The sequence below is a fragment of the Vogesella urethralis genome (assembly GCF_007644045.2).
Classification (GTDB): Bacteria; Pseudomonadota; Gammaproteobacteria; order Burkholderiales; family Chromobacteriaceae; genus Vogesella; species Vogesella urethralis.
The window spans coordinates 212,993-234,189 of the sequence record NZ_VMDW02000098.1; the positions used below are offsets into that span (position 1 = coordinate 212,993).

At 65.1% G+C, this 21,197-nt stretch carries 18 protein-coding genes; 6 read left to right on the forward strand and 12 right to left on the reverse strand.

The window, feature by feature from the left end; translation table 11 throughout:
* The first annotated feature begins 19 nt into the window (after positions 1-19).
* Complete coding sequence (gene alc / locus FLQ03_RS12360) at positions 20-1,030, forward strand: allantoicase (RefSeq protein ID WP_144371039.1); 1,011 nt, start codon at positions 20-22, stop codon at positions 1,028-1,030.
* On the forward strand, positions 1,030-1,536 hold the full coding sequence (locus FLQ03_RS12365; RefSeq protein WP_144371040.1) for an ureidoglycolate lyase: 507 nt from the start codon (positions 1,030-1,032) through the stop codon (positions 1,534-1,536). Before alc ends, FLQ03_RS12365 begins: the two co-directional genes overlap by 1 nt.
* A 27-nt stretch (positions 1,537-1,563) precedes the next feature.
* Here the strand turns inward: FLQ03_RS12365 and FLQ03_RS12370 are convergent, their stop codons facing one another.
* On the reverse strand, positions 1,564-2,049 hold the full coding sequence (locus FLQ03_RS12370) for a nucleoside deaminase (protein WP_144371041.1): 486 nt from the start codon (positions 2,047-2,049) through the stop codon (positions 1,564-1,566).
* 169 nt (positions 2,050-2,218) lie between these two features.
* Here FLQ03_RS12370 and FLQ03_RS12375 point away from each other — a divergent pair, with 169 nt between their 5' ends.
* On the forward strand, positions 2,219-3,286 hold the full coding sequence (locus FLQ03_RS12375; protein WP_144371042.1) for a BMP family ABC transporter substrate-binding protein: 1,068 nt from the start codon (positions 2,219-2,221) through the stop codon (positions 3,284-3,286).
* Positions 3,287-3,365: 79 nt separating this feature from the next.
* On the opposite strand, the gene FLQ03_RS12380 is transcribed toward FLQ03_RS12375, so the two are convergent.
* Positions 3,366-3,749 (reverse strand): cupin domain-containing protein, encoded by a 384-nt coding sequence (locus tag FLQ03_RS12380; RefSeq protein ID WP_144371043.1) that lies wholly within the window; start codon positions 3,747-3,749, stop codon positions 3,366-3,368.
* A 101-nt stretch (positions 3,750-3,850) separates the two neighbouring features.
* A complete protein-coding gene (locus tag FLQ03_RS12385; RefSeq protein ID WP_144371044.1) occupies positions 3,851-5,731 on the reverse strand; it encodes an MFS transporter in 1,881 nt (626 codons plus the stop codon).
* Between the two features lie 136 nt (positions 5,732-5,867).
* Between FLQ03_RS12385 and FLQ03_RS12390 the strand changes: the two genes are divergently transcribed.
* Entirely contained in the window at positions 5,868-7,256 is a 1,389-nt protein-coding gene (locus FLQ03_RS12390) for a nicotinate phosphoribosyltransferase (protein ID WP_144371045.1), read from the forward strand.
* Positions 7,253-7,615, forward strand: coding sequence for a nuclear transport factor 2 family protein (locus FLQ03_RS12395; protein WP_144371046.1), 363 nt, complete (start codon positions 7,253-7,255; stop codon positions 7,613-7,615). The genes FLQ03_RS12390 and FLQ03_RS12395 overlap by 4 nt, the downstream gene beginning before the upstream one ends.
* 61 nt (positions 7,616-7,676) lie before the next feature.
* Here the strand turns inward: FLQ03_RS12395 and FLQ03_RS12400 are convergent, their stop codons facing one another.
* Genes FLQ03_RS12400 through FLQ03_RS12415 form a run of 4 tightly spaced genes read right to left on the reverse strand, consistent with a single transcriptional unit; the run spans position 7,677 to position 10,600 of the window.
* Positions 7,677-8,291, reverse strand: coding sequence for a VC0807 family protein (locus FLQ03_RS12400; protein WP_144371047.1), 615 nt, complete (start codon positions 8,289-8,291; stop codon positions 7,677-7,679).
* Positions 8,281-8,820 carry a cysteine hydrolase family protein gene (locus tag FLQ03_RS12405; RefSeq protein ID WP_144371048.1) on the reverse strand — a complete coding sequence of 180 codons (540 nt, stop codon included), beginning with the start codon at positions 8,818-8,820 and terminating at the stop codon, positions 8,281-8,283. The genes FLQ03_RS12400 and FLQ03_RS12405 overlap by 11 nt, the downstream gene beginning before the upstream one ends.
* A gap of 47 nt (positions 8,821-8,867) precedes the next feature.
* Positions 8,868-9,641 carry a substrate-binding periplasmic protein gene (locus FLQ03_RS12410; RefSeq protein ID WP_144371049.1) on the reverse strand — a complete coding sequence of 258 codons (774 nt, stop codon included), beginning with the start codon at positions 9,639-9,641 and terminating at the stop codon, positions 8,868-8,870.
* On the reverse strand, positions 9,638-10,600 hold the full coding sequence (locus tag FLQ03_RS12415; protein WP_144371050.1) for a D-2-hydroxyacid dehydrogenase family protein: 963 nt from the start codon (positions 10,598-10,600) through the stop codon (positions 9,638-9,640). Before FLQ03_RS12415 ends, FLQ03_RS12410 begins: the two co-directional genes overlap by 4 nt.
* A 170-nt stretch (positions 10,601-10,770) precedes the next feature.
* Here FLQ03_RS12415 and FLQ03_RS12420 point away from each other — a divergent pair, with 170 nt between their 5' ends.
* On the forward strand, positions 10,771-11,556 hold the full coding sequence (locus FLQ03_RS12420) for an EAL domain-containing protein (protein ID WP_144371051.1): 786 nt from the start codon (positions 10,771-10,773) through the stop codon (positions 11,554-11,556).
* An 85-nt stretch (positions 11,557-11,641) separates the two neighbouring features.
* Here the strand turns inward: FLQ03_RS12420 and FLQ03_RS12425 are convergent, their stop codons facing one another.
* From FLQ03_RS12425 to FLQ03_RS12445, 5 genes are all read right to left on the reverse strand, one after another.
* The gene (locus FLQ03_RS12425; protein ID WP_038296680.1) at positions 11,642-12,112 is read right to left on the reverse strand and encodes a GyrI-like domain-containing protein; all 471 of its coding nucleotides are present in this window, start codon (positions 12,110-12,112) and stop codon (positions 11,642-11,644) included.
* Between the two features lie 467 nt (positions 12,113-12,579).
* Positions 12,580-16,425, reverse strand: coding sequence for a DUF3683 domain-containing protein (locus tag FLQ03_RS12430; RefSeq protein WP_144371052.1), 3,846 nt, complete (start codon positions 16,423-16,425; stop codon positions 12,580-12,582).
* 208 nt (positions 16,426-16,633) lie between these two features.
* Positions 16,634-17,617: a 4-hydroxythreonine-4-phosphate dehydrogenase PdxA gene (gene pdxA / locus FLQ03_RS12435; RefSeq protein WP_144371053.1), complete on the reverse strand. Its 984-nt coding sequence runs from the start codon at positions 17,615-17,617 to the stop codon at positions 16,634-16,636.
* 58 nt (positions 17,618-17,675) lie between these two features.
* Positions 17,676-18,953, reverse strand: a complete 1,278-nt coding sequence (locus tag FLQ03_RS12440) for a peptidylprolyl isomerase (RefSeq protein WP_144371054.1) — start codon at positions 18,951-18,953, stop codon at positions 17,676-17,678.
* Positions 18,950-21,139, reverse strand: coding sequence for an LPS-assembly protein LptD (locus FLQ03_RS12445; RefSeq protein ID WP_144371055.1), 2,190 nt, complete (start codon positions 21,137-21,139; stop codon positions 18,950-18,952). The genes FLQ03_RS12440 and FLQ03_RS12445 overlap by 4 nt, the downstream gene beginning before the upstream one ends.
* Between the last annotated feature and the right edge of the window lie 58 nt (positions 21,140-21,197).

Below are 21,197 nucleotides of genomic sequence, written 5' to 3' on the forward strand. Positions count from 1 at the left end.
CTGTTACCGGAGATTTGCCATGTACGTACCTATCATCGCCCCGGCCGCCGAGCTGCCGGACTGGGCCGCCCGCAGCATCAACCTGGCCGACCCGCGCCTGGGCGCCGCCGGCCTGGCTTGCAGCGACGACTTTTTTGCGCCGCTGTCGCGCATGCTGGACCCGCAGCCGGCGCAGTTCATTCCCGGCAAGTACGACGACAACGGCAAATGGATGGACGGCTGGGAAACACGGCGCAAGCGCACCACCGGCCACGACTGGGCCATCGTGCGCCTGGGCCGCCGCGGCCGCATTGCCGGCTTTGACGTCGATACCAGCCACTTCACCGGCAACTACGCGCCGGCGGCGATGATTGAGGCCACCGTGTGCGACAGCGACGACGTGGCCGCCCTGCAGGCCGCCAGCTGGACCGAGCTGCTGCCGGCCACCAGTCTGGGCGGCAACCGCCACCACCTGCTGCCGGCGTGCCGGGATGGCGAGTGGACCCACCTGCGCCTGCACATCTACCCCGACGGCGGCGTGGCGCGGCTGCGCGTGTACGGCCAGCCGGTGGGCAGCTGCGTGAGCGGCGAGCTGTACGACCTGGCGGCGCTGGAAAACGGCGGCCGCGCGGTGGCGTGGAACGACGCCCACTACGGCGTGCCGGCCAACCTGCTGCTGCCGGGGCGCGGCATCAATATGGGCGACGGCTGGGAAACCCGCCGCCGCCGCGAGCCGGGCAACGACTGGTGCCTGATCGCGCTGGGTCACCCCGGCACCCTGACGCGCATCGAGGTGGATACCGCCCACTTCAAGGGCAACTTCCCCGACCGCTGCTCGCTGCAGGCGGCGTGGGTAGAAGGCGGCACCGACCAATCGCTCATCACGCAAAGCATGTTCTGGCCGCTGCTGTTGCCGGAGCAGCCGCTGGCGATGGACAGCATCCATGTCTTTGAAAACCTGGCCGCCCTGGGGCCGGTAACGCACGTGCGCCTGAACATCCACCCTGACGGCGGCGTGTCGCGCTTGCGCTTGTGGGGCAGGGCGCTGTAATGGCGCCGCGCTTGCTGCAGCCGCAGCCGCTGACTGCCGCCGCCTTCGCCCCGTTTGGCGACGTGGTGGAGGCTGGGCCGCAGGTGCGCCAGTTTGCCATCAATGGTGGCAATACCACGCGCTACCACGACCTGATGCGCATCGACGTGGCCGACGGTGGCCACCCCATCGTCAGCGTGTTTCGCGGCCAACCCCGGGTGCTGCCGTTCCGCATTGCCATGCTGGAGCGGCACCCGCTGGGCAGTCAGGCTTTCGTGCCGCTGCACGGGCGGCCCTATCTGGTGGTGGTGGCGCCGCCAGGCCCGGTGCCGGACGAGCAGGCGCTGCAGCTGTTTGTGGCGCGCGGCGACCAGGGCGTCAACTACGCGCGCGGCGTGTGGCACCACCCGTTGCTGGCCTTGCAGGCGGTCAGCGATTTTCTGGTGATCGATTACGCCGGCCCCGGCCCCAATTGCGACGAGGCGACGCTGGCGCAGCCGTGGTGGATTCCTGCCGATTGCGGCTGAGCTGACACGTGACGGAGGGCGCCGCCGTCAGCCTTGCCAGAAGCCGTGGTGGGCGTCGGCGGCTTCATCTTCCAGCACCGGCCCCAGCACTTCTGTATCACGTTGGCCGCAAGCCAGCACGCGGCGGCAGGGCAGCGCCAGTGTGGGGTTTTCCGGGTGGTTGCCGGTCAGCGCCAGCAGCCGCGTTTCCGACAGCGCGTACACCACGCGGCCGATACCGCACCAGTACACGGCGCCGGCGCACATCGCGCACGGCTCGGCACTGCTGTACAGCGTGGCGCCGGCCAGCGTGGCAGCGTCGGCCACACGGCTGGCTTCGGCTGCGGCCACCAGCTCGGCGTGGCGGGTGGGGTTGCCCGGCGGCATCGAATCGTTGATGGCTTGCGCCAGGATGCGGCCATCGGCAGCCACCACCAGCGCGGCAAACGGGTGGCGGCCCTGGCGCCGTGCTTCGCGCGACAGGGCGATGGTTTGTTGCAGGTAGCGCTGGTCGTGGGCGGACAGGGTGCTCATGGGGCAGTCTCCAAGGGGGCGGAAGGCCCCATTATTGGCCCCCGGCAGCGCTCTGCCCCCTATCAAAAACCGTATAAGCAACATAACTGCCGCGCGATGGGTCATGCTGCAGTGCACTGCTAGACTGGGTTTCACCTTTGCTCACTTTGCCAGCTGTCAGGAGAACCCCATGTCTGCCATCCGTAGCACTCTGCTGTCTTGTCTGATCGCGTCGGCGCTGTCTGCCGGTGCCTACGCTGCCGACCCGCTGAAGGCGGCCTTTGTCTACATCGGCCCCACCGGCGACCACGGCTGGACCTATTCGCACGATCAGGGCCGCAAGGCGCTGGAGGCCGACGCCAAGATCCAGACCACCTTTGTCGAGAACGTGCCGGAAACCGCCGATGCCGAGCGCGTGTTCCGCGACCTGGCGCAAAAGGGCTACAAGGTGATCTTCGGTACCTCGTTCGGCTACATGAACCAGATGCAAAAGGTGGCGCGCGCCTTCCCCAACACCGTGTTCATGCACGCTACCGGCTACAAGACGGCGGCCAACCTGGGCATTTACGATGCCCGTACTTACGAAGGCGCCTACCTGCTGGGCGTGGTGGCCGGCAAGATGAGCAAGAGCGGCAAGCTGGGCGTGGTGGGGTCCATTCCCATCCCGGAAGTCATCCGCAACATCAACGCCTTCACGCTGGGCGCGCGTAGCGTGAACCCGGCAGCTAGCACCCGCGTGGTATGGGTGAACAGCTGGTTCGACCCGGGCAAGGAGCGCGAGGCGGCGCTGAGCCTGCTGTCGCAGGGCGCCGACGTGCTGATGCAGAATACCGACTCGCCGGCGGTGGTGCAGGCCGCCAAGGAGAAAGGCGCCATGGCCTTCGGCTGGGATTCCGACATGAGCAAGTTCGGTGGCGATGCGCAGCTGGCGGCGTCGGTACTGAACTGGGGCGTGCTGTACAAGGCCACGGTGAACGAGCTGCAAACGGGCAAGTGGAAGCCGGCCGGCAAATGGTGGGGGGTGAAGGAAGGCGCGGTGGATATCACGTCGTTCAGCCCCAAGGTACCGGCCGACGTGAAAACGCTGGCACTGGCACGGCGTGACGCATTGAAAACCGGCAGCCTGCACCCGTTTAGCGGCCCGCTGAAAGACCAGGCCGGCAAGGAAGTGCTGGCCAGCGGCAAACGCTATAGCGACGCGGAGCTCGGCAAGATGAACTTCTACCTACAAGGCGTGGTGGGCGAGGTACCGAAGTAAGCCCGGCCTGGCAGATGACCCGGCAAGCAAAAGGCGCCCGGTAGGGCGCCTTTTGCGTTGGGTGGCACGCCGGCAGGCGTCAGTCTTCCTTGCGCGCCAGGCGGTCTTCTTCGAACACGGCAAAGGTTTTCTTGGCCGGTTCCAGCACCTCCCACACGCCTTCGAAGCCGGCCGGAATCACGAAGTGCTGGCCAGCGCGGATATCGGCCACGCTGCCGTCGTCGCCCAGCAGGCGTACGTGGCCTTCCAGCAGGGTACAGAACTCGCATTCGGTGTACTTCACGCGCCAGGCACCGACACCACCGGACCACAGGCCGGCATGGAACTGGCCGGTGGGGTCGCTGTAGTGCATTTCCACGCTTTGCTCGCAGTCACCGCTGAGGCGACGTTCCTGCGGTGCGGCGAAGGTGTCCGGGGTGATCTCCTGCTGGTGGAATAGAACAATCTCATTGGCGCTAGTCACGGCGCTACTCCTTTGTACTGATATCTTTATACAAATCGTTGATTATGTTCGACACTGTGGCACAGCCCAAGGTTGGCCGCAAGGGCTGGCCTGCACTGTTGTCAGCGCCAGTCACCGCGTAAACGGGCCACATCGTCCTGCAGCCCGGCTGCTGTTACGGCCTCGGCCGAAACGGGGGCGCCGGCCTTCAGCGCAATGCGCGACCGGATGCGGCGCGGCCAGCTCAACATGGCCGGGCCGTAACGGCGCGAGAAGAAACTGCCCCACATGCCGCACAGCGCCAGTGGTACCACCGGCACCGGGGTGCGGGTCACGATCTCTTCGATGCCCGGCTTGAACACATTGATATTGCCATCATAGGTGATCTTGCCTTCGGGGAAGATGCACACCACCTCGCCCTCGGCCAGCGCGGCGGCCACCGCGTCAAACGCGCGCGCTTTGGCGTGCGGGTCTTCCTTGGCCGGCGCAATCGGAATGGCGCGGGCGGTGCGGAACACGAAGTTCAGCAGCGGTACCTTGAAGATGTTGTGGTCCATCACGAAGCGCACCGGGCGGCGTACGGCACCGGCCAGGATCAGCGCGTCCATGAAGCTGACGTGGTTGCAGACCAGCACGCACGGGCCTTCCTCGGGGATGTGTTGCAGGTCTTCTTCGCGGATGCGGTACAGGGTGTTGGTGGCGATCCACACCAGGAAGCGCATCAGGAATTCCGGCAGCAGGCTGTAGATGTACGCTGCTACCACCAGGTTGAGCAGGGCGGCGATCAGCAGCACCTTGGGAATGCTCACTTCGAGTGCCGCCAGCACGGCGGCGAACACGGCGCTGGCCACCATGAACAGCGAGTTCAGGATGTTGTTGGCCGCAATGGCGCGCGAGCGGAACGCCGGCGCGGCGCGGCTCTGGATCAGCGCGTACAGCGGCACGATGTAGAAGCCGCCGAAGATGCCGATCAGCGTGAAGTCCAGCATCAGGCGCCAGTGGCTGGCGTCGTGCACGAAGGCCAGCCAGTCCAGCGTCTGCGCTGGCAGGGCCGGGGTAGCAAAGTACAAATCGATGCCGAACAGGCACAGGCCCAGCGAGCCGAACGGCACCAGGCCCAGCTCCACCTTGCTGCCGGACAGCCGCTCGCACAGCATCGAGCCCACGCCCACGCCCAGCGAAAACAGCGTCATCAGCAGCGTATAGACGCTGGCGTCGCCGCCCAGCACCGCGCTGGCGTAGGTAGGCAGCTTGGACAGGTAAATGGCGCCCAGGAACCAGAACCACGAAATGCCCAGCAGCGACAGCCACACGGCGCGGTTCTGTTTGGCTTCGCGGATGATGGCCCAGGTCTGGCGGCCGAAGTGCCAGTCGATCGGCAGGTCGGCCGCCGCCGGTGGTGCCGGCGGCATGGCGCGGGCCGACGCGTAACCGGCCAGCGCGCAGGCCAGCAGTGCTGCGATCAGCGTGATGCGGCTGTCGTCGGCGGCCACCAGCACGGTGCCGGCCACCTGGCCCAGAATGATGGACACAAAGGTGCCCATCTCGATCAGGCCGTTGCCGCCTACCAGCTCCTGCGGTTTCAGGTACTGCGGCAGCACGCTGAACTTCAGCGGCCCGAACAGCGTGGAGTGGATGCCCATCAGCAGGATGGTGCTCATCAGGATCACGCCGTTGTGCAGCCAGAAGCCCAGTGCCGCTACCAGCATGATGGCGATCTCCATCTGCTTCACCAGCCGGGCGATGACGGCCTTGTCGTACTTTTCGCACAGCTGGCCGGCGGTGGCGGAAAACAGGAAGAACGGCAGGATGAACAGTGCGGCGGCCAACTGGATCATCAGCTCCGGCGCCAGGCCCAGCATGCGCATGCCGTGGAAGTTGATCAGCACCACCACGGCGTTCTTCAGCAAGTTGTCGTTGAAGGCACCGAAAAACTGGGTGACGAACAGCGGCAGGAAACGCCGCGTGCGGAACAGGTCGAACTGGTTGGGGTGGTGCGCCATGGGGCGTCTCTTTCGCAAGTGCAATGCACAATGCGGCGATGGTATGCCATGCAGCCGCTGCATTACAAACCAGCGGCTATGACAGCTCCGTGACGGCGGCGTATGCTAGGGAGGTTTTCCTGGCTGTGCCGACATCATGACCATCAATCCCATCCTCAATAGCGATTCGTACAAACTCAGCCATTGGGCGCAATATCCGCCCGGTACCCAGGGTATGTATTCCTACGTGGCGGCCCGTGGCGGCACCGCGTCGCATGTGTTGTTTTTTGGCCTGCAGGCCCTGCTGAAGGATTACCTGAGCCAGCGCCTGACGCTGGCGCATATCGACGAGGCCGAGGCCGTGGTGACCCAGCATGGCCTGCCGTTTAACCGCGCCGGTTTCGAGCGCATCGTGCGCCTGCACGACGGCTACTGGCCGGTGCGCATCCGCGCGGTGCCGGAAGGCGAGCTGGTACCGACCGGCATTCCGATGATCACCATCGAATCCACCGACCCCGAGCTGTTCTGGGTGGTGTCGTTCCTGGAAACGGCACTGCTGCGCGTGTGGTACCCGATCAGCGTGGCCACCCGCAGCTTCCGCGCCAAGGAGATCATCCGCCGCTACCTGCAGCAGACCGCCGACGACCTGTCCGGCCTGCCGTTCAAGCTGCACGATTTCGGCGCCCGCGGCGTGTCCAGCTACGAAAGCTCGGAAATCGGCGGCCTGGCACATTTGGTGAACTTCCAGGGCAGCGATACGCTGGCCGCGCTGGTGGCCGCCCGCCGCCATTACCACGAACCGTGCGCCGCGTTTTCCATTCCGGCCGCCGAGCACTCCACCATCACCGCCTGGGGCCGCCCGCAAGAGGGCGAGGCCTTTGCCAACATGCTGGCGCGCTTTGCCAAGCCCGGCGCGCTGCTGGCGGTGGTGAGCGACAGCTACGACGTGTTCCACGCCGTCAGCGAGCTGTGGGGCGAACAGCTCCGCCAGCAGGTGATCGATAGCGGTGCCACCGTGGTGATCCGCCCCGATTCCGGCGAGCCGGTACAAGTGGTGGCCGAAGTGGTGGAAAGGTTGGCCGCAGCGTTTGGTACCACCGTCAACAGCAAGGGGTACCGCGTGCTGAACCACGTACGGGTGATCCAGGGCGACGGCGTCAACCTGGCCAGCATCGACGCCATCCTGTCGCGGCTGGCCAAGCTGGGCTACAGCGCCGACAACGTGGCCTTCGGCATGGGCGCCGAGCTGCTGCAGAAGCTGGACCGCGATACCCACAAGATGGCGCTGAAGTGCTCGGCCATCTGCATCAACGGCGAGTGGCGCGACGTGTTCAAAGACCCGGTCACCGACCCCGGCAAACGCTCGCTGGGCGGCCGCGTGGTGGCCGCGCGCGACAGCCGTGCCGCCTGGGGCGTGAACACGCTGGAGCGCGTGTCCGACATCGACCTGCAAATGCGGGTGGTGTGGGAAAACGGCCGCTTGCTGGTAGACGAAACCCTGGCCGACATCCGCGCGCGTGCGGCCTTGCACCTGGAGGAAAGATGAGCCCCGAACACGTGATTCAGGCACAGCTGGATGCCTACAACGCCAAAGACCTCGACGCGCTGCTGGGCTGCTACGCCAGCGACGCCAGCATGTACCTGTACCCGGCCACGCTGGTGGCGCAGGGTCATGACGAGATCCGCCAGCGCATGAAGCTGCGCTTTGCCGAGCCGGACCTGTACGCGCAGTTGCTGCGCCGGGTGGTGATCGGCGAGGTGGTGATCGACGAGGAAATGGTGACCCGAAACTTCCCGGCCGGCCGCGGCAAGGTGGCGATGACCATGATCTACCGCGTGCAGCACGGCCGTATCGTGGACGCTTCCACCATCATGGGCGAGCCGCAGCTGGAGCAGCCGGGCTGAACCGTCTGCGCCGTCCACCACAGCCTGCCCGTTACCATCGGCAGGCTTTTTTGCGCCGGTTTCAGGCCGCTAGCGGTTGCCGCGCTAGGCGGCGCCCCCATAACAGACCGGCCAGCATCAGCAAGGCTAGCAGGCCGTAGCTGAGCCACGGGCCCAGCGCCACATTGCGCGCCACCGGCCAGTGGAAGGCCAGCCAGCTGCGCAGCCCGCATTCACCGATCAGGCCGCCGCCCCACAGCACGGTGAGGTCGCGCCATAGCCGCGTCAGCCGTGGCGTGGGGCTAGCCAGCAGCGCTGCTGCCGGGCTGTCCGGCTGCCGTCTGGCCGCGGCCGCCACCAGCACGGCCAGCAAGGGCTTGCGCCACACCACGCTGGCCAGCATCGCCAGCCCGGTGGCGCCGCCTACCATCGACTCGCGCACCAGCAACCAGCGCGCGTCGCTGTCGCCCCACGCCGCCAGCAGCGACAGGCCGATGCCGGCCAGCACCACGATGCTCAGCGCGTCCAGCCGGCGATAGCGGTACAGCTCCCACAGGCTCCACAGCAGCGGCGGCAGGCCGGACCACAACAGCGCGCCGCGCTCGCCCCAGGCCGGCAGGCAGGCGTCGTACACCCACCACGGCAGCAACAGGTTGGCCGCCAGGTCGGGCAGCAGCGTGCGCCAGTCAGCCCGCATCGGCGGCCAGCTCGTCCAGCGGCAGCACGCGGATCATGTTGCCCGGCACGTCCATATTGCCCCACAGCCAGTTCAGGTGCGCCACCAGCGCTTCGCCGCTGACGTGCGGGCGGTCCTTGCAGGTGTGGGCGTCGGCCACCACGGTGACGGCGTAGCCCATCGACGCCGCGCGGCGCACGGTGGTATCGACGCAGAAGTCGCTGGCGTAGCCGCCTACCCACAGGTTTTCGATGCCGCGGCTATCCAGGTACTGGCGCAGGCTGGTGTCCAGAAAGCTGTCGCAGGCGGTTTTTTCGATGATCACATCGCTGTCGCGTCGCGCGAGGCCAGGGTGTAGTTGCCACGCTTCGCTGCCACGCGGCAGGTCGTCGGCGTAGTGCTGGATGAAGATCACTTCGTGCCCTTGTTGGCGGGCGTGGGCGATCAGCTGGTTGAGGCGGGCCAGCGTTTGCGGGCCGCGGGTGGCTTGCGGTGGCAGGTCGATCAGGCCGTACTGGAAATCGATGACGAGCAGGGCGGTGGCGGACATCTCGGGCTCCACAGGGGTTGGCCGCAGCGCGGCAGACGCCCGCCAGTTTACGGCAGCTGGCGCAGGTAGTCTGGCCAGTTGGTATTTTTGCCAGGGTAGACCAGGCCGTGGCGCAGGCTCAGGCGGGCCAGCTCGCCGCTTTCCGCCAGCCGCGACAGCGCCTGTTCGAAACGGGCCGGCTCGTCCCGGCCCTGCGTATGCAGACCGTAGCCGAAGAAGCCGCCTTGCTGGCTGATGGCCGGCAGCAAGGGCACCACATTGTTCTGGCCCAGGCGGGCCAGCACGGCGCGTGCGGTACGTTCATTGCTGGCGATCAGGTCCAGCCGGTGCCGTTGCAGCTTGGCCATGCCTTGCTCCAGCGTGTCGGCGATGTCGACATCCAGCTGCTGTTTGGCGCTTTCGTAGCCTTGCCCCAGCGTCCAGCCACGGGTAATGCCAAGACGCAGGTCGGCCAGGCTGGCAAAGTCGCCATTCCAGGCGAGCGGACGGCTATCCAGCCGGTACCAGTACAGCGTATCGACGTAGAGCGGGTAACGTGAAAACTGCAGGAAGCGGGCGCGCTCGCGGTTGCGGTACGGCCCGATCAGCACGTCGGCCTGGCCGTACTGCACGGCCGATTGCGCGCGGGGCCACGGCAGCAGCGCAATGCTGCAATCCAGCTGTTCGCGCTGGCACACGGCGTTGATCACGTCTACCGCCAGGCCGTAAGGGCGTGGCGAGCCGGCTTGCAGTACGCCGGGGAAGTCGGTACCGACAAAGCGCAGCGTGGCCGCCTGCAGCGGCAGGCTGAGCAGCGCCAGTAGCAGCAGCGGGCGTGTCATGCGCTGGCGGCCAGCAAATGGCCGCGCTCGCCGTCCAGGTAGCGCACCACATTGTCGAAAGCCTGGCCCAGGTACTGGGCGTAGCTGCGCTGCTCGACGTAGCCCAGATGCGGCGTGCACAACACGTTCGGCAGCTGTAGCAGCGGGTGGGTGGGGTCGTATACCGGTTCTTGCTCGAACACGTCCAGCGCGGCAAAACCGGGCCGGCCGGCTTGCAGTGCGGCCAGCAGGGCGCCATCTGCCACCAGTTCGGCACGGCTGATGTTGACGAACAGCGCGTCCGGCTTCATCCGGGCCAGGTCGTCGGCGCTGATGTTGGCCGCAGTGGTCGGTACCAGGCGCTGGTGCACGCTGACGATGTCGCAGCCGGCAAAGAAGTCGGCGCGGCTGGCGGCGGCCTGGTAGCCGAGGGCTACCGCTTCCTGGCGGGCACGCTCGCTACCCCACACCACCACCTGCATGCCAAAGGCCCGCGCAAAGCCGGCCACGCGCTGGCCGATCTTGCCAAAGCCCAGAATGCCCAGCGTGTCGCCGTGCATGGCGCGGCCAATCGTGCGTTGCCACTGCCCGGCGTACAGCCCCTGCACCGATGGCAGCAGCTGCCGCCGCGCGGCCATCATCAGCAGCCAGGCCAGCTCGGCTGGCGCGATCGGGCTGCCGCTGCCTTCCATCAGCACTACACCGGCTTGCCGGCAGGCGGCCACGTCCACGTTACGCGCCAGCTTGCCGGTTTGGCTGATCAGCTTCAGTTGCGGGTAGCGGGCGAGGAAGGCGGCGTCGATCTGCGTGCGTTCGCGGATCAGCAGCAGGCCGTCGGCCTTCGCCAGTGCAGCCGGTGCTGCCGGGTCGCGTTGCAGGTCCCCCAGCACCGTGGTCTGGATACCCGGATGCCGGAACAAGCCGCTGCAGGCATGGCTGGCGTGCTGGTAGTCATCGGGAATCACCAATTGGAAAGGCATGGCATGCTCCTGACATCGATAAGCCGATTGTGGCATAAGCTCCGCAAGATTCTATAGTGCCATTACGCAAATTAATGCGGTCATGTGTAAGTTTTGCTTATCAAGATCAGCATTTTTTACGATTGTCCGACAAGCATTGTTATGCTGCTAAACCCGTACCTGCAGGATGGATGATGGTTCAGCTTACTACCCAGCAAGCTTTCGAGCGTTTGCTGTTCCGCGATGCCGACGGCCGCTATTGCGCCCGTTTCGCCGATTACCGTCTGCAGAGTGTGTTCCAGCCTTTGTTTTACCGTAGTGGCAGCATTTTTGGCTACGAGGCGCTGTTGCGTGTCTACGACCAGCAGGGTCGTGCCTTGCGACCGGATCTTTTTTTCCATAGCCTGGATACCGACGACCAGATCGACGCCGACCGGCTGTCGCGGGTGTTGCACTTCCGCAATTTTGCCCAGGCGCGGGTAGCGGGCTGTCTGAACCTGAACCTCATTCCCAACACGCTGCTGCACGACAAGGGCTACGGCAACAATTTCGAGCTGATGACTCGCCGTTGTGGCGAGCTGGGGCTGGAAACGTCACAGGTGATTCTGGAAGTACTGGAATACGAAATCGAGCAAAGCCCGTTGCAACTGGCCGGCAGCCTGCGCGAGGCCAAGTCGGCCGGTTTCGGCGTGGCACTGGACGATTTCGGCGCGGTGTCGTCCAGCCAGGGGCGGGTGAAAGCGCTGTGCCCTGACATCATCAAGATCGACCGCAGCCTGTTGCTGGATTACATGCAGGGCGATAGCGGGCGCCTGCAGCGGGTGTTGGAGCAGGGCTGGCAGATCGGTAGCCGCATGCTGATCGAGGGGGTCGAGACCGCCGAGCAGCTGGCGGCGATGCAGGGCCTGGGGCTGGAGCTGTACCAGGGTTTTCATCTGGGCATGCCGGCCGAGTTGCGCGTGGAGGAGCTGGTGTAGCACCAACGTTGCGCCGCGCCGGTTGACCATGAAAAAAGCCTGCAGCATGTGCTGCAGGCTTTTTTCATGACTTGGGCTGTCGGGCTTAGCCTTCGTCGCTGTCGTCGGCACTCACCGGGATATACAGCTCGACCACGCTGTCGGCGTGCTCCGGCCCCAGGAAGCGGGCGTCCATGTATTCGAACTCGATGCCGGCCACGGCGGCCAGGCCTGCTTCCGGCAGCCATTCGGTGTAGGCGGCGCGGAAGGTGTCCGGCAGGCCGCGTACCGGGCCACGGTGTTCGACGATGGCGTAGTCTTGCTCGGGCACGTCCAGCGCGACCATACCGTCCGGCACCGGGGTATCGGCCGCCACGGCCACCGCAGCGATGTAGCGGAACTGGCCGTCGGCCTGCGCTTGGCAAATGCCGTAGCTGGCGTCGCTTAGCGGCTGCGCTTCGGCTATGCGCGGTACGAAGCGCTGCCACAGTTCGGGAATGGTGCCGTCAGCCGGGCTGGTCCAGGCCATGCCGATAACGCGGAAGGCGGGGTGGGTGACGAGGGTAGGGGTTTGCATGGCGGGCTCCGCTGGCGGGTAAGGTTGGCCGCAGCATAGCAAAAAAGCGGCGTGCCGGCCTAACGCCACGCTCTAGCGGTTTTCTGATGTTTTGTCATCGCCTGCACCAGGCAGCGGTGTCCGCTGTGCGGACGATATTCAAGATGCCGGTTCCGCCCGGCAGACGGGCAAAGGGGGCGAGTCGTCGCCCCCTTTGCAATCCCCGCCGACCCGGGGCTGCTCGAAACCCCGTGCAAAAAGGCACGCCCCAGGCGCCGCCGAACTCGCCCCTCGCTAACGGCTCAGGGCTCAAACAAATCGGCGTCTTAAAACCTGGGGCGTACCGTTTTGCCCGGCTCGCGCCAACGGGATAGGGCGCTTCGTCTACACGCTATCTGGCGGAAAAAAGTACCGGTTGTTTAACTGACGGCATTGGCGTGCCGGCCTGGAAAGCACCGGCACGCCGCTTTGCGGCCAACGTGGCTGGCTTACAGCAGCACGCGCTCCACACCGCCGTTACGGGCGTTGTCGACGTACTCTTTCATCCAGTTGTCGCCCAGGATGTGCTTGGCCATCTCCACCACGATGTAGTCGGCCTGGGTGCCGGTGTCGTCGCTGTAGCGGCTCAGACCCTGCAGGCAGGACGGGCAGGAGGTGAGGATTTTCACCGGCTTGTCGCTGGCGCCGACCTTGGCCAGGTCCTTGTTGATTTCCTCTTCCTTGCGGAAGCGCACCTGGGTGGCAATGTCGGGGCGGCTGGCGGCAAAGGTGCCGGATTCGCCGCAGCAACGGTCGTTCTGCACCACGCCGCCGCCCATCAGCTCGTTGACTACCTTGATCGGCTGGTAGGCCTTCATCGGGGTGTGGCAGGGGTCGTGGTACATGTACTTCTGACCGCCGATGCCGTCCAGCTTCAGGCCTTTTTCCATCAGGTATTCGTGGATGTCGATGATGCGGCAGCCAGGGAAGATCTCTTCGAAGCGGTAGTTGGCCAGCTGGTCGTAGCAGGTGCCGCAGCTGACTACCACGGTCTTGATGTCGAGGTAGTTCAGCGTGTTGGCCATGCGGTGGAACAGCACGCGGTTCTCGGTGGTGATCTCGTCGCCCTTGTCCTTGTAGCCGGCGCTGGTTTGCGGGTAGCCGCAGCACAGGTAGCCCGGCGGCAGCACGGTCTGGGTGCCCACGTGCCACAGCATGGCCTGGGTGGCCAGGCCCACCTGGCTGAACAGGCGCTCCGAGCCGCAGCCGGGGAAGTAGAACACCGCTTCGGCGTCTTCGCTGACCTTCGGATTGCGGATCACCGGAATCACGTTAGCGTCTTCCACGTCCAGCAGCGCACGCGCGGTTTTCTTCGGCAGGCCGCCCGGCATCGGCTTGTTGATGAAGTGGATGACCTGCGCCTTGACCTCGGGTTTGCCGATGGTGGCCGGCGGTTGCGCGGTCTGGCTGCCGGTGAGGCCCAGCTTCTTGCCGAGGCTGTTGCCCAGGCGCTGCAGCTTGTAGGCGCCGCCCACCAGGCCGGCGCGGATGCCTTTGATGGTGGCCGGGTCTTTGGCGGTAAGGAAGGCCATGCCCAGCGCGGTGCCGGGGTTGAACTTCTTGTTGCCGGTCTTGCGCAGGAAGTTGCGCATGGCGACCGACACGTCGCCGAAGTCGATCTTCACCGGGCACGGCTTCACGCAGCGGTGGCACACGGTGCAGTGGTCGGCCACGTCGGACAGCTCTTCAAAGTGCTTGAGGCTGACGCCGCGGCGGGTTTGTTCTTCGTACAGGAAGGCTTCGGTCAGCAGGCCCACGCCCAGGATCTTGTTGCGCGGGCTGTACAGCAGGTTGGCGCGCGGCACGTGGGTGGAGCACACCGGTTTGCATTTGCCGCAACGCAGGCAGTCTTTCACCATATCCGAAATCTGGCCGATGTCGGATTGCTCCAGGATCAGCGATTCGGCGCCCAGCAGCGAGAACGACGGTGTGTAGGCCATGCTGAGGTCGGCGCCCGGCAGCAGCTTGCCCTTGTTGAAGTGGCCGTTGGGGTCGACGCGGGCCTTGTAGTCGCGGAACGGCTGGATTTCTTCTTCGGTCAGGAATTCCAGCTTGGTAATGCCGATACCGTGCTCGCCGGAGATGACGCCGTTCAGGCTGCGCGCCAGTTTCATGATGCGCTCCACCGCACGGTGCGCGGTTTGCAGCATCTCGTAGTCGTCGGAGTTCACCGGCAGGTTGGTGTGCACGTTACCGTCGCCGGCGTGCATGTGCAGCGCCACGAAGGCACGGCCGCGCAGCACTTTTTGCTGGATCAGGTGGATGGCTTCGGTGATGGTGCTGTCGGCCTTGCCGGCAAACAGCGCCAGCAGCTCGCCTTGCAGCTCGCGCTTCCAGCTCACGCGCAGGCGGAAGTCGCGCATGGCGATGAACACGCTGGCGGCCGGGTCGGCGCCGTCGTCTTCCAGCACCGCTTGCGGCCAACCTGCGGTGTAGTCGGCCAGCGGGCTGTCCAGATTATCCAGCAGCCACTGCCAGCGGGTACGCACGGCGCCAATCAGCTCCAGCGCGGTTTCGCGGCGGTCGCCGATCAGCTCGTCGGCGGAAACGGTACCGCCTTCGGTATCCACCGGCAGGCGGCCGTGGAAGAACTCGGTCAGCTGGTCCAGCAGCTTGATCTTGCTGGCAATCGACAGCTCGATGTTGATGCGTTCGATGCCGTCGCTGTAATCGCCCAGGCGGTCCAGCGGAATCACCACGTCTTCGTTGATCTTGAAAGCGTTGGTGTGGCGGGCGATGGCGGCGGTGCGGCTGCGGTCCAGCCAGAATTTCTTGCGCGCTTCCGGGGTCACGGCGATAAAGCCCTCGCCACGGCGGGCGTTGGCGTAACGCACCACCTGGCTGGCGGCTTCGGCCACCGCGTTTTCATCGTCGGACACGATGTCGGCGATCAGCACCATCTTCGGCCGGCCACGGCCCTTGGCCTTGGTGGCGTAGCCCACGGCACGAACGTAGCGCCAGTCCAGGTGCTCCAGGCCGGCCAGCTGCACGCCGGCCACCAGGCCGGCGCCGCCCGGCTTGAAGTAATCGGTGATTTCCACAATCGCCGGCGTGGCTTCGGCCACGGTGCCGAAGAATTCCAGACAGACGGTGCGGATGTGCGCCGGCATGCGGTGCAGCACAAAGCGCGCGCTGGTGATGATGCCGTCGGTGCCTTCCTTCTGTACGCCAGGCAGGCCGGCCAGGAATTTGTCGGTGACGTCCTTGCCCAGGCCCACTTTACGGAACGATTTGCCCGGGATCACCAGCTCTTCGCTGCTGATGACGGTCTTGCCGTCGTCCTGCAGGCGGGTGACGCGGAAGGTGGCGGTGTCCACGTCGTGGATCTTGCCGTAGTTGTGGCCGATGCGTTCGACAAACATCCAGTTGCCGTCGGCGTCTACCATCTTCCAGCTGGCCAGGTTGTCCAGCGTGGTCCCCCACAGCACGGCCTTCTTGCCGCCGGCGTTCATCGCGATGTTACCGCCGATACAGGACGCTTCAGCCGAGGTCGGATCCACGGCAAACACCAGGCCGGCCGCGCCGGCGGCTTCGGCCACGCGCGCGGTCACCACGCCGGCGCCGCACTGGATGGTGGCACGCTTGCCGTCCAGGCCGGGCAGCTCGACAAATTCCACGCCCAGGTGGCGGTCCAGTTTTTCGGTGTTGATCACGGCGCTGCGGCGGTCCAGCGGCACGGCGCCGCCGGTGTAGCCGGTACCACCGCCACGCGGGATGATGGTGAGTTTCAGCTCGATACAGGCTTTTACCAGCGGGGCGATCTCGGCCTCGGTATCCGGGCACAGCACCACGAACGGGTACTCTACGCGCCAGTCGGTGGCGTCGGTCACGTGCGAGACGCGGGCCAGACCGTCGAACAGGATGTTGTCGCGGCGGGTGATCTTGCCCAGGCGCTTCAGGATGGCGGCGCGCAGTTCGCGGGTTTCGCCAAACTGCTGCTCGAAGCTGTCTACCGCGGCGTAGGCGGCGGCGATCATGCGGCCAACCTTTTCGTTACCGTCGCGGCGTTTTTCCACTTCGCCCAGGCGGTGGCGCAGTGCGCCCACCAGCGCGGTGAGGCGCTGCGGGTTGTCCAGCAGGTCGTCTACCAGGTAGGGGTTGCGGTCCACCACCCAGATGTCACCCAGTACCTCGAAAAGCATACGGGCAGAGCGGCCTGTTTTCCGCTCTGCCCGCAGTTCTTCAAGCAGTTGCCACATGGGTTCGCCCAATAGGCGGATGATGATCTCGCGATCCGAATACGAGGTGTAGTTGTACGGAATTTCCCGCACACGCTGCTGGGTGGTGGTGCTCATATGTCCCTGAACTTCGGCAAGTTTTGGATAATTCCCGAAATAGTAGCCGAAATGTTGCGGCGCGAAAAATGCCGCGAACGTCAGGGTTATTCCGCGATTGTCGATTGGATACTATTTATCGAAAGGCGGCGCAAGAATGTAGCGCCGCAATTACATAACGGGGCAATTTGTGCTGCATTGGCAGATGGGTGGCGCGAATCGTGCCGGCTTAGCCGTGCTGCCATGCCAGTTGGCTAGCCAGCTGGCAAGCCTCAAACAGGCTGCCGGGGTCGGCACGGCCACTGCCTGCCAGGTCCAGCGCCGTGCCGTGGTCCACCGAGGTGCGGATGATGGGTAGCCCCAGCGTGATGTTGATGCCGGCGCCAAAGCTGGCGTGCTTCAGCACCGGCAGCCCCTGGTCGTGGTACATCGCCAGCACGGCGTCGGCCGTGGCCAGCTTGTCGGGGTTGAACAGCGTGTCGGCCGGCAAAGGGCCGATCAGTTGCATGCCGTCGGCGCGCAGTTCGTCCAGCACCGGGGTGATGACGTCGATTTCCTCGCGTCCCATATGGCCACCTTCGCCGGCGTGCGGGTTCAGCCCGGCCACCAGGATACGCGGCGCGGCGAGGCCGAATTTGCCTACCAGGTCGGCGTGCAGGATGCCGATGACTTCGCGCAGGCTGTCGCGGGTGATGGCGTCGGCCACCTCGCGCAGCGGCAGGTGGGTGGTGGCCAGCGCCACGCGCATGCCGGCGCCAGCCAGCATCATCACCACGCGCGGGGTGGCGGTGCGCTCGGCCAGGTATTCGGTATGGCCGCTGAAGGCGACGCCGGCGTCGTTGATGACGCCCTTGTGCACCGGCGCGGTCACCATGGCGGCAAACTCGCCGCGCACGCAGCCGTTGATGGCGGTGTCCAGCGTGGCCAGCACGTAGCGACCGTTGGCCGCGTCCAGATGGCCGGCTACCGCCGGCACCGCCAGCGGCACGTGCAGCACTTCCAGTCCGTTGCCGGGCGCCGGCGCGTGTGGTTGGTAGTCGTGCAGCGTCACGTCCAGCCCCAGTTGGGCGGCGCGGGTGTGCAGCAGCGTCTTGTCGGCCACGATCACCAGCCGCGCCGGCAGTGCCAGCTCGGTCAGGCGCAGCACAAGGTCGGGGCCGATGCCGGCGGGTTCGCCGGCGGTAATGGCAAGCACGGGGCGGGGGTGGCTCATGGCGGGCTCCGTAAAAAAAGCCGATACGGGATCGGCTTGGCGTGATGGGGAGGGCGGCTTATTTCTCGACCAGACGGTCGTCGATGAAGGCACCGGCACGCAGCTGTTCCAGCCAGTCGGTGTAGCTCTGTTCTATCTTGCGCTGGCGGATCTGCTGTTTCACCAGCAGTTTTTCGCGGTCGCTGGACACGTCTTGGTTGCGGACTTCGTCCAGTTCGATCAGGTGCCAGCCAAACGGGGTTTTCACCGGTTCGCTGATCTGGTTGGCGGCCATCTGGCGGAAGGTGCGCTCGAATTCCGGCACGGTATCGCCTTCGTTGACCCAGCCCAGGTCGCCGCCGAGTGCGGCGGAGCCGTCTTCGGAGAACTGGCGCGCCATGTCTTCGAACTTGGCACCGCGCTTCAGGCGATCCTGTACTTGCAGGATGCGGGCGTAGGCGTCGGCGTCAGAGGTGGCTTCGTTGGTCTTGATCAGGATGTGGCGTACCTTGTACTGCTTCACGTACTGCGGGCCGCTGCCGTCACGCTTGTCGGTGAGCTTGAACAGGTACAGGCTGCCGCTGGCACGAACCAGGTCGGTCACGCCGCCTACCTGCAGCGTATTGAGCAACTGGATGAAGTCTTGCGGCAGAGCGCTGGCGTTACGCCAGCCCAGGTCGCCACCCTGCATGGCATTCGGCGCTTCGGAATAAGCGGCAGCGACTTGGGCAAACGGCTTGCCGGCTGTGATTTCGTCGCGTGCTTTCAGCAGTTTCTGGCGGCGTTCTTCCACTTGTGCCGGGGTGGCACGTTCCGGAATGTTGACCTGGATGGCGGACAAACGGTACTCGACACGGCTGATGCCGGCCGTGGTCTGCTGTACCTGGGCCACTTCCTGGTCGGTGACGTTGACACGGCTGCTGACCTCGCGCTCCCGGATGCGCTCCAGCAGCAGCTCGCTGCGCAGTTGCTCGCGTAGCTTGGCGATGCTGCTGCCTTCTTTTTCCAGCAGGCTGCGCAGGCCGGCCAGATCGGTCTTGTTCTGCTGGGCGATGCTGTTCAGTGCCTGGTCGATCTCCAGCTCGCCGATGCGCAGGCCGTTGTTATTGGCGTACTGCGTCTGTAGCTGTTCGTTGATCATCATGTCCAGTACCTGGCGCTGCAGCACGGCGGCGGCTGGCGCATCGATGTTCTGGCGTTGCAGGTTGGCCTGGGCTTGTTGCACGCGCTGGTTCAGTTCGGCCTGGGTGATGACGCTGTTGTTCACCACCGCCACGATGCGGTCGACGGTGCTGATGGCCAGTGCCGGTGCGGCAAGGCTGGCGCTGAGGCAGGCGGCGAGGATGAGCTTCTTCATGGTTGGTCTGCAGTCTCGTTGATCTTGCTGTAGCCCGGGATGGCCAGGCGCAGCGTCTCCAGTGGGTTGTTGCCGATGCTGCTCAGGTCTTTCAGTTCCAGTTGCAGGAAGACGGCGTTTTTGGTCTGCGTCAGGTCGGTGACGTAGCGCTGGGCGACCAGTCGGGTGCTCCAGCAGCCCTGGTTGTATTCCACGCCCAGCAGCTGTTCCAGCGGTTTGCGGTCGCGCAGCGAGTAGTTCTGGCGTGCCACAGCGTACCAGCGGCGGGCTATCGGCCACTGGCCGGCGATATCCACCTGGCGCAGCACGTCGCGCTGGCTGCTGGTGCCGACGACTTCATCACGGCCATAGCGGTAGCGTACGCTGAAGGTTTTGCCTTCTGCCGGATGGTAACGAAGCTGCACATTGTAGCGTTCGGTCTTGTCCAGTGTCTGGTTGTACTGGTAGCTGCTGTCCAGACGCAGGGCGTTGTTGAGATCGCCGCCCAGTGTCAGCAGCAGGTCGGAGCCGTCCTGGGTACGTTGGGTGGTGGTGCCGGACAGCGTGGTATTGCTGCGGTCCAGATAAAAGCGTTGACCAATGGCCACGCGCAGGCGTTCCGCCCCGTTCTCGTTATCCAGCATGCGGCTGGTGACGGCGGCGGTAATCTGGTTGGCCGCATTGATGCGGTCATAACCGGAAAACCGGTTCTCGGTAAACAGCTGGGCGTAGTTGAAGTCGTTTTCCGAGGTGTCGAAGTTGGGCAGCGTGCTTTGATCCTTGCTGGGGATGTACACGTAGTACAAACGCGGTTCCAGCGTCTGGGTCATGCTGCGGCCGTGCAAGGTGTTATCGCGCTCGAAGGTGAGGCCGCTATCCACGCTGGCAATCGGCAGCGTCCGGCTGAGGCTGCGTGATGTCTGGCTGCCGAAACTGTCCAGCTGGTACTGTGTGTAGTGCAGGCCCAGTTTGGGGCGCAGGAAGCCCCACGGCTGTTCCAGCGCCCAACTGACGCTGGGGTAGGCCACGGTACGCACGCCTTCTTGCTTTTTGTCGTGCGAGAAGCGGGTGAGCTCGCTTTCCAGGTTGGCGCGCAGGCTACCCAGCTGCTGGCTGCTGGTGGCGACGATTTGTGGCAGCCGGGCGTATGGCACGTCCACGCTGCCTGTGCTGTCCTGCAGCGTCTGATAGCGCTGTGCCTTGACGGTAAAGCTGGCCCAGCCCGGGTTGTAGCTCAGGGTGGCGACGCGTTCCAGGTTGACGTTGGCCGCCGCACTGGCGCGGTCGCCAAAATCCTTGAAGTAGTTGTCGTCCGAGACTGTGGTGCCGTTCAGGCTGAAACCCAGCTGCGAGTTGATGCTGTGCTGGTGGGTGAACTGCCACAGGTAGCGCTTTTTGCCCAGCTTGCTGTCGTCTAGCTGTTCGGTGCTGATCTTGCCGCTGTAATCCGGCTTCAGGTAGCGCCCCTCCAGCCCCAGCATGGTGCCGCGTTGCGCCATGAACGACGGCGTGATGGTGGCGTCGTAGTTGGGGGCGATGTTCCAGTAGTAAGGCACGCTGACCTGCAGGCCGTCGCTGCCGGTCTTGACGGTGGGGAACAGCAGGCCGCTCTTGCGGTTGCCGTCCAGCGGGAAGTCGATCCACGGCGTGTACAGGATGGGCACGCCCTGGAACTCGATACGGGCATGGCGCGCCACGCCTAGGTTGCTGCCGTAGTCCAGGTCGATGGTGCCCGCTTTGAGGTACCAGGAATCGTCGTTCGGGTCGCAGGTATTGGCACGGCTTTTTTGCAGCCGGTACTGGCCTTTGCCTTGCATGGTCAGCCGTTCGGCGTTACCGCGCAGCGTGCGACCGTTGTCCTTGAACGAGAACGCGGCGTTGTCGGCGCTACCGGTGTCCAGGTCGAGGTAGCTTTCCAGATTGTCGCCTTCCACCGTGCTGCCGGCCTGGCGCATCACCGCGCGCTGCCCGGCGCGTACATACTGCTTGTCGACGTAGTATTCCAGCCAGTCTGCCTCGAAGGTCTGGCCGTCGCGTTCGGCGCGAACCTGGCCTTCGGCTTTCAGTACCTGGTTCATCTGGCCGTCGATCTTGTCGGCTTCGACGTGCAGGCTGCCGACAGGCAGGGTGTCGGCCTGGGCCAGCGTGCAGAAGAACAGCGGAAGCAGTGCCGCAGACAGCGGCGAGAGGCGGAAGCGTGGCGGCATCGGGCAGTTTGGCCCGGCGCGTGTTGAGGGCCGGGCAAAGCGGTTACAATCGCCCCAT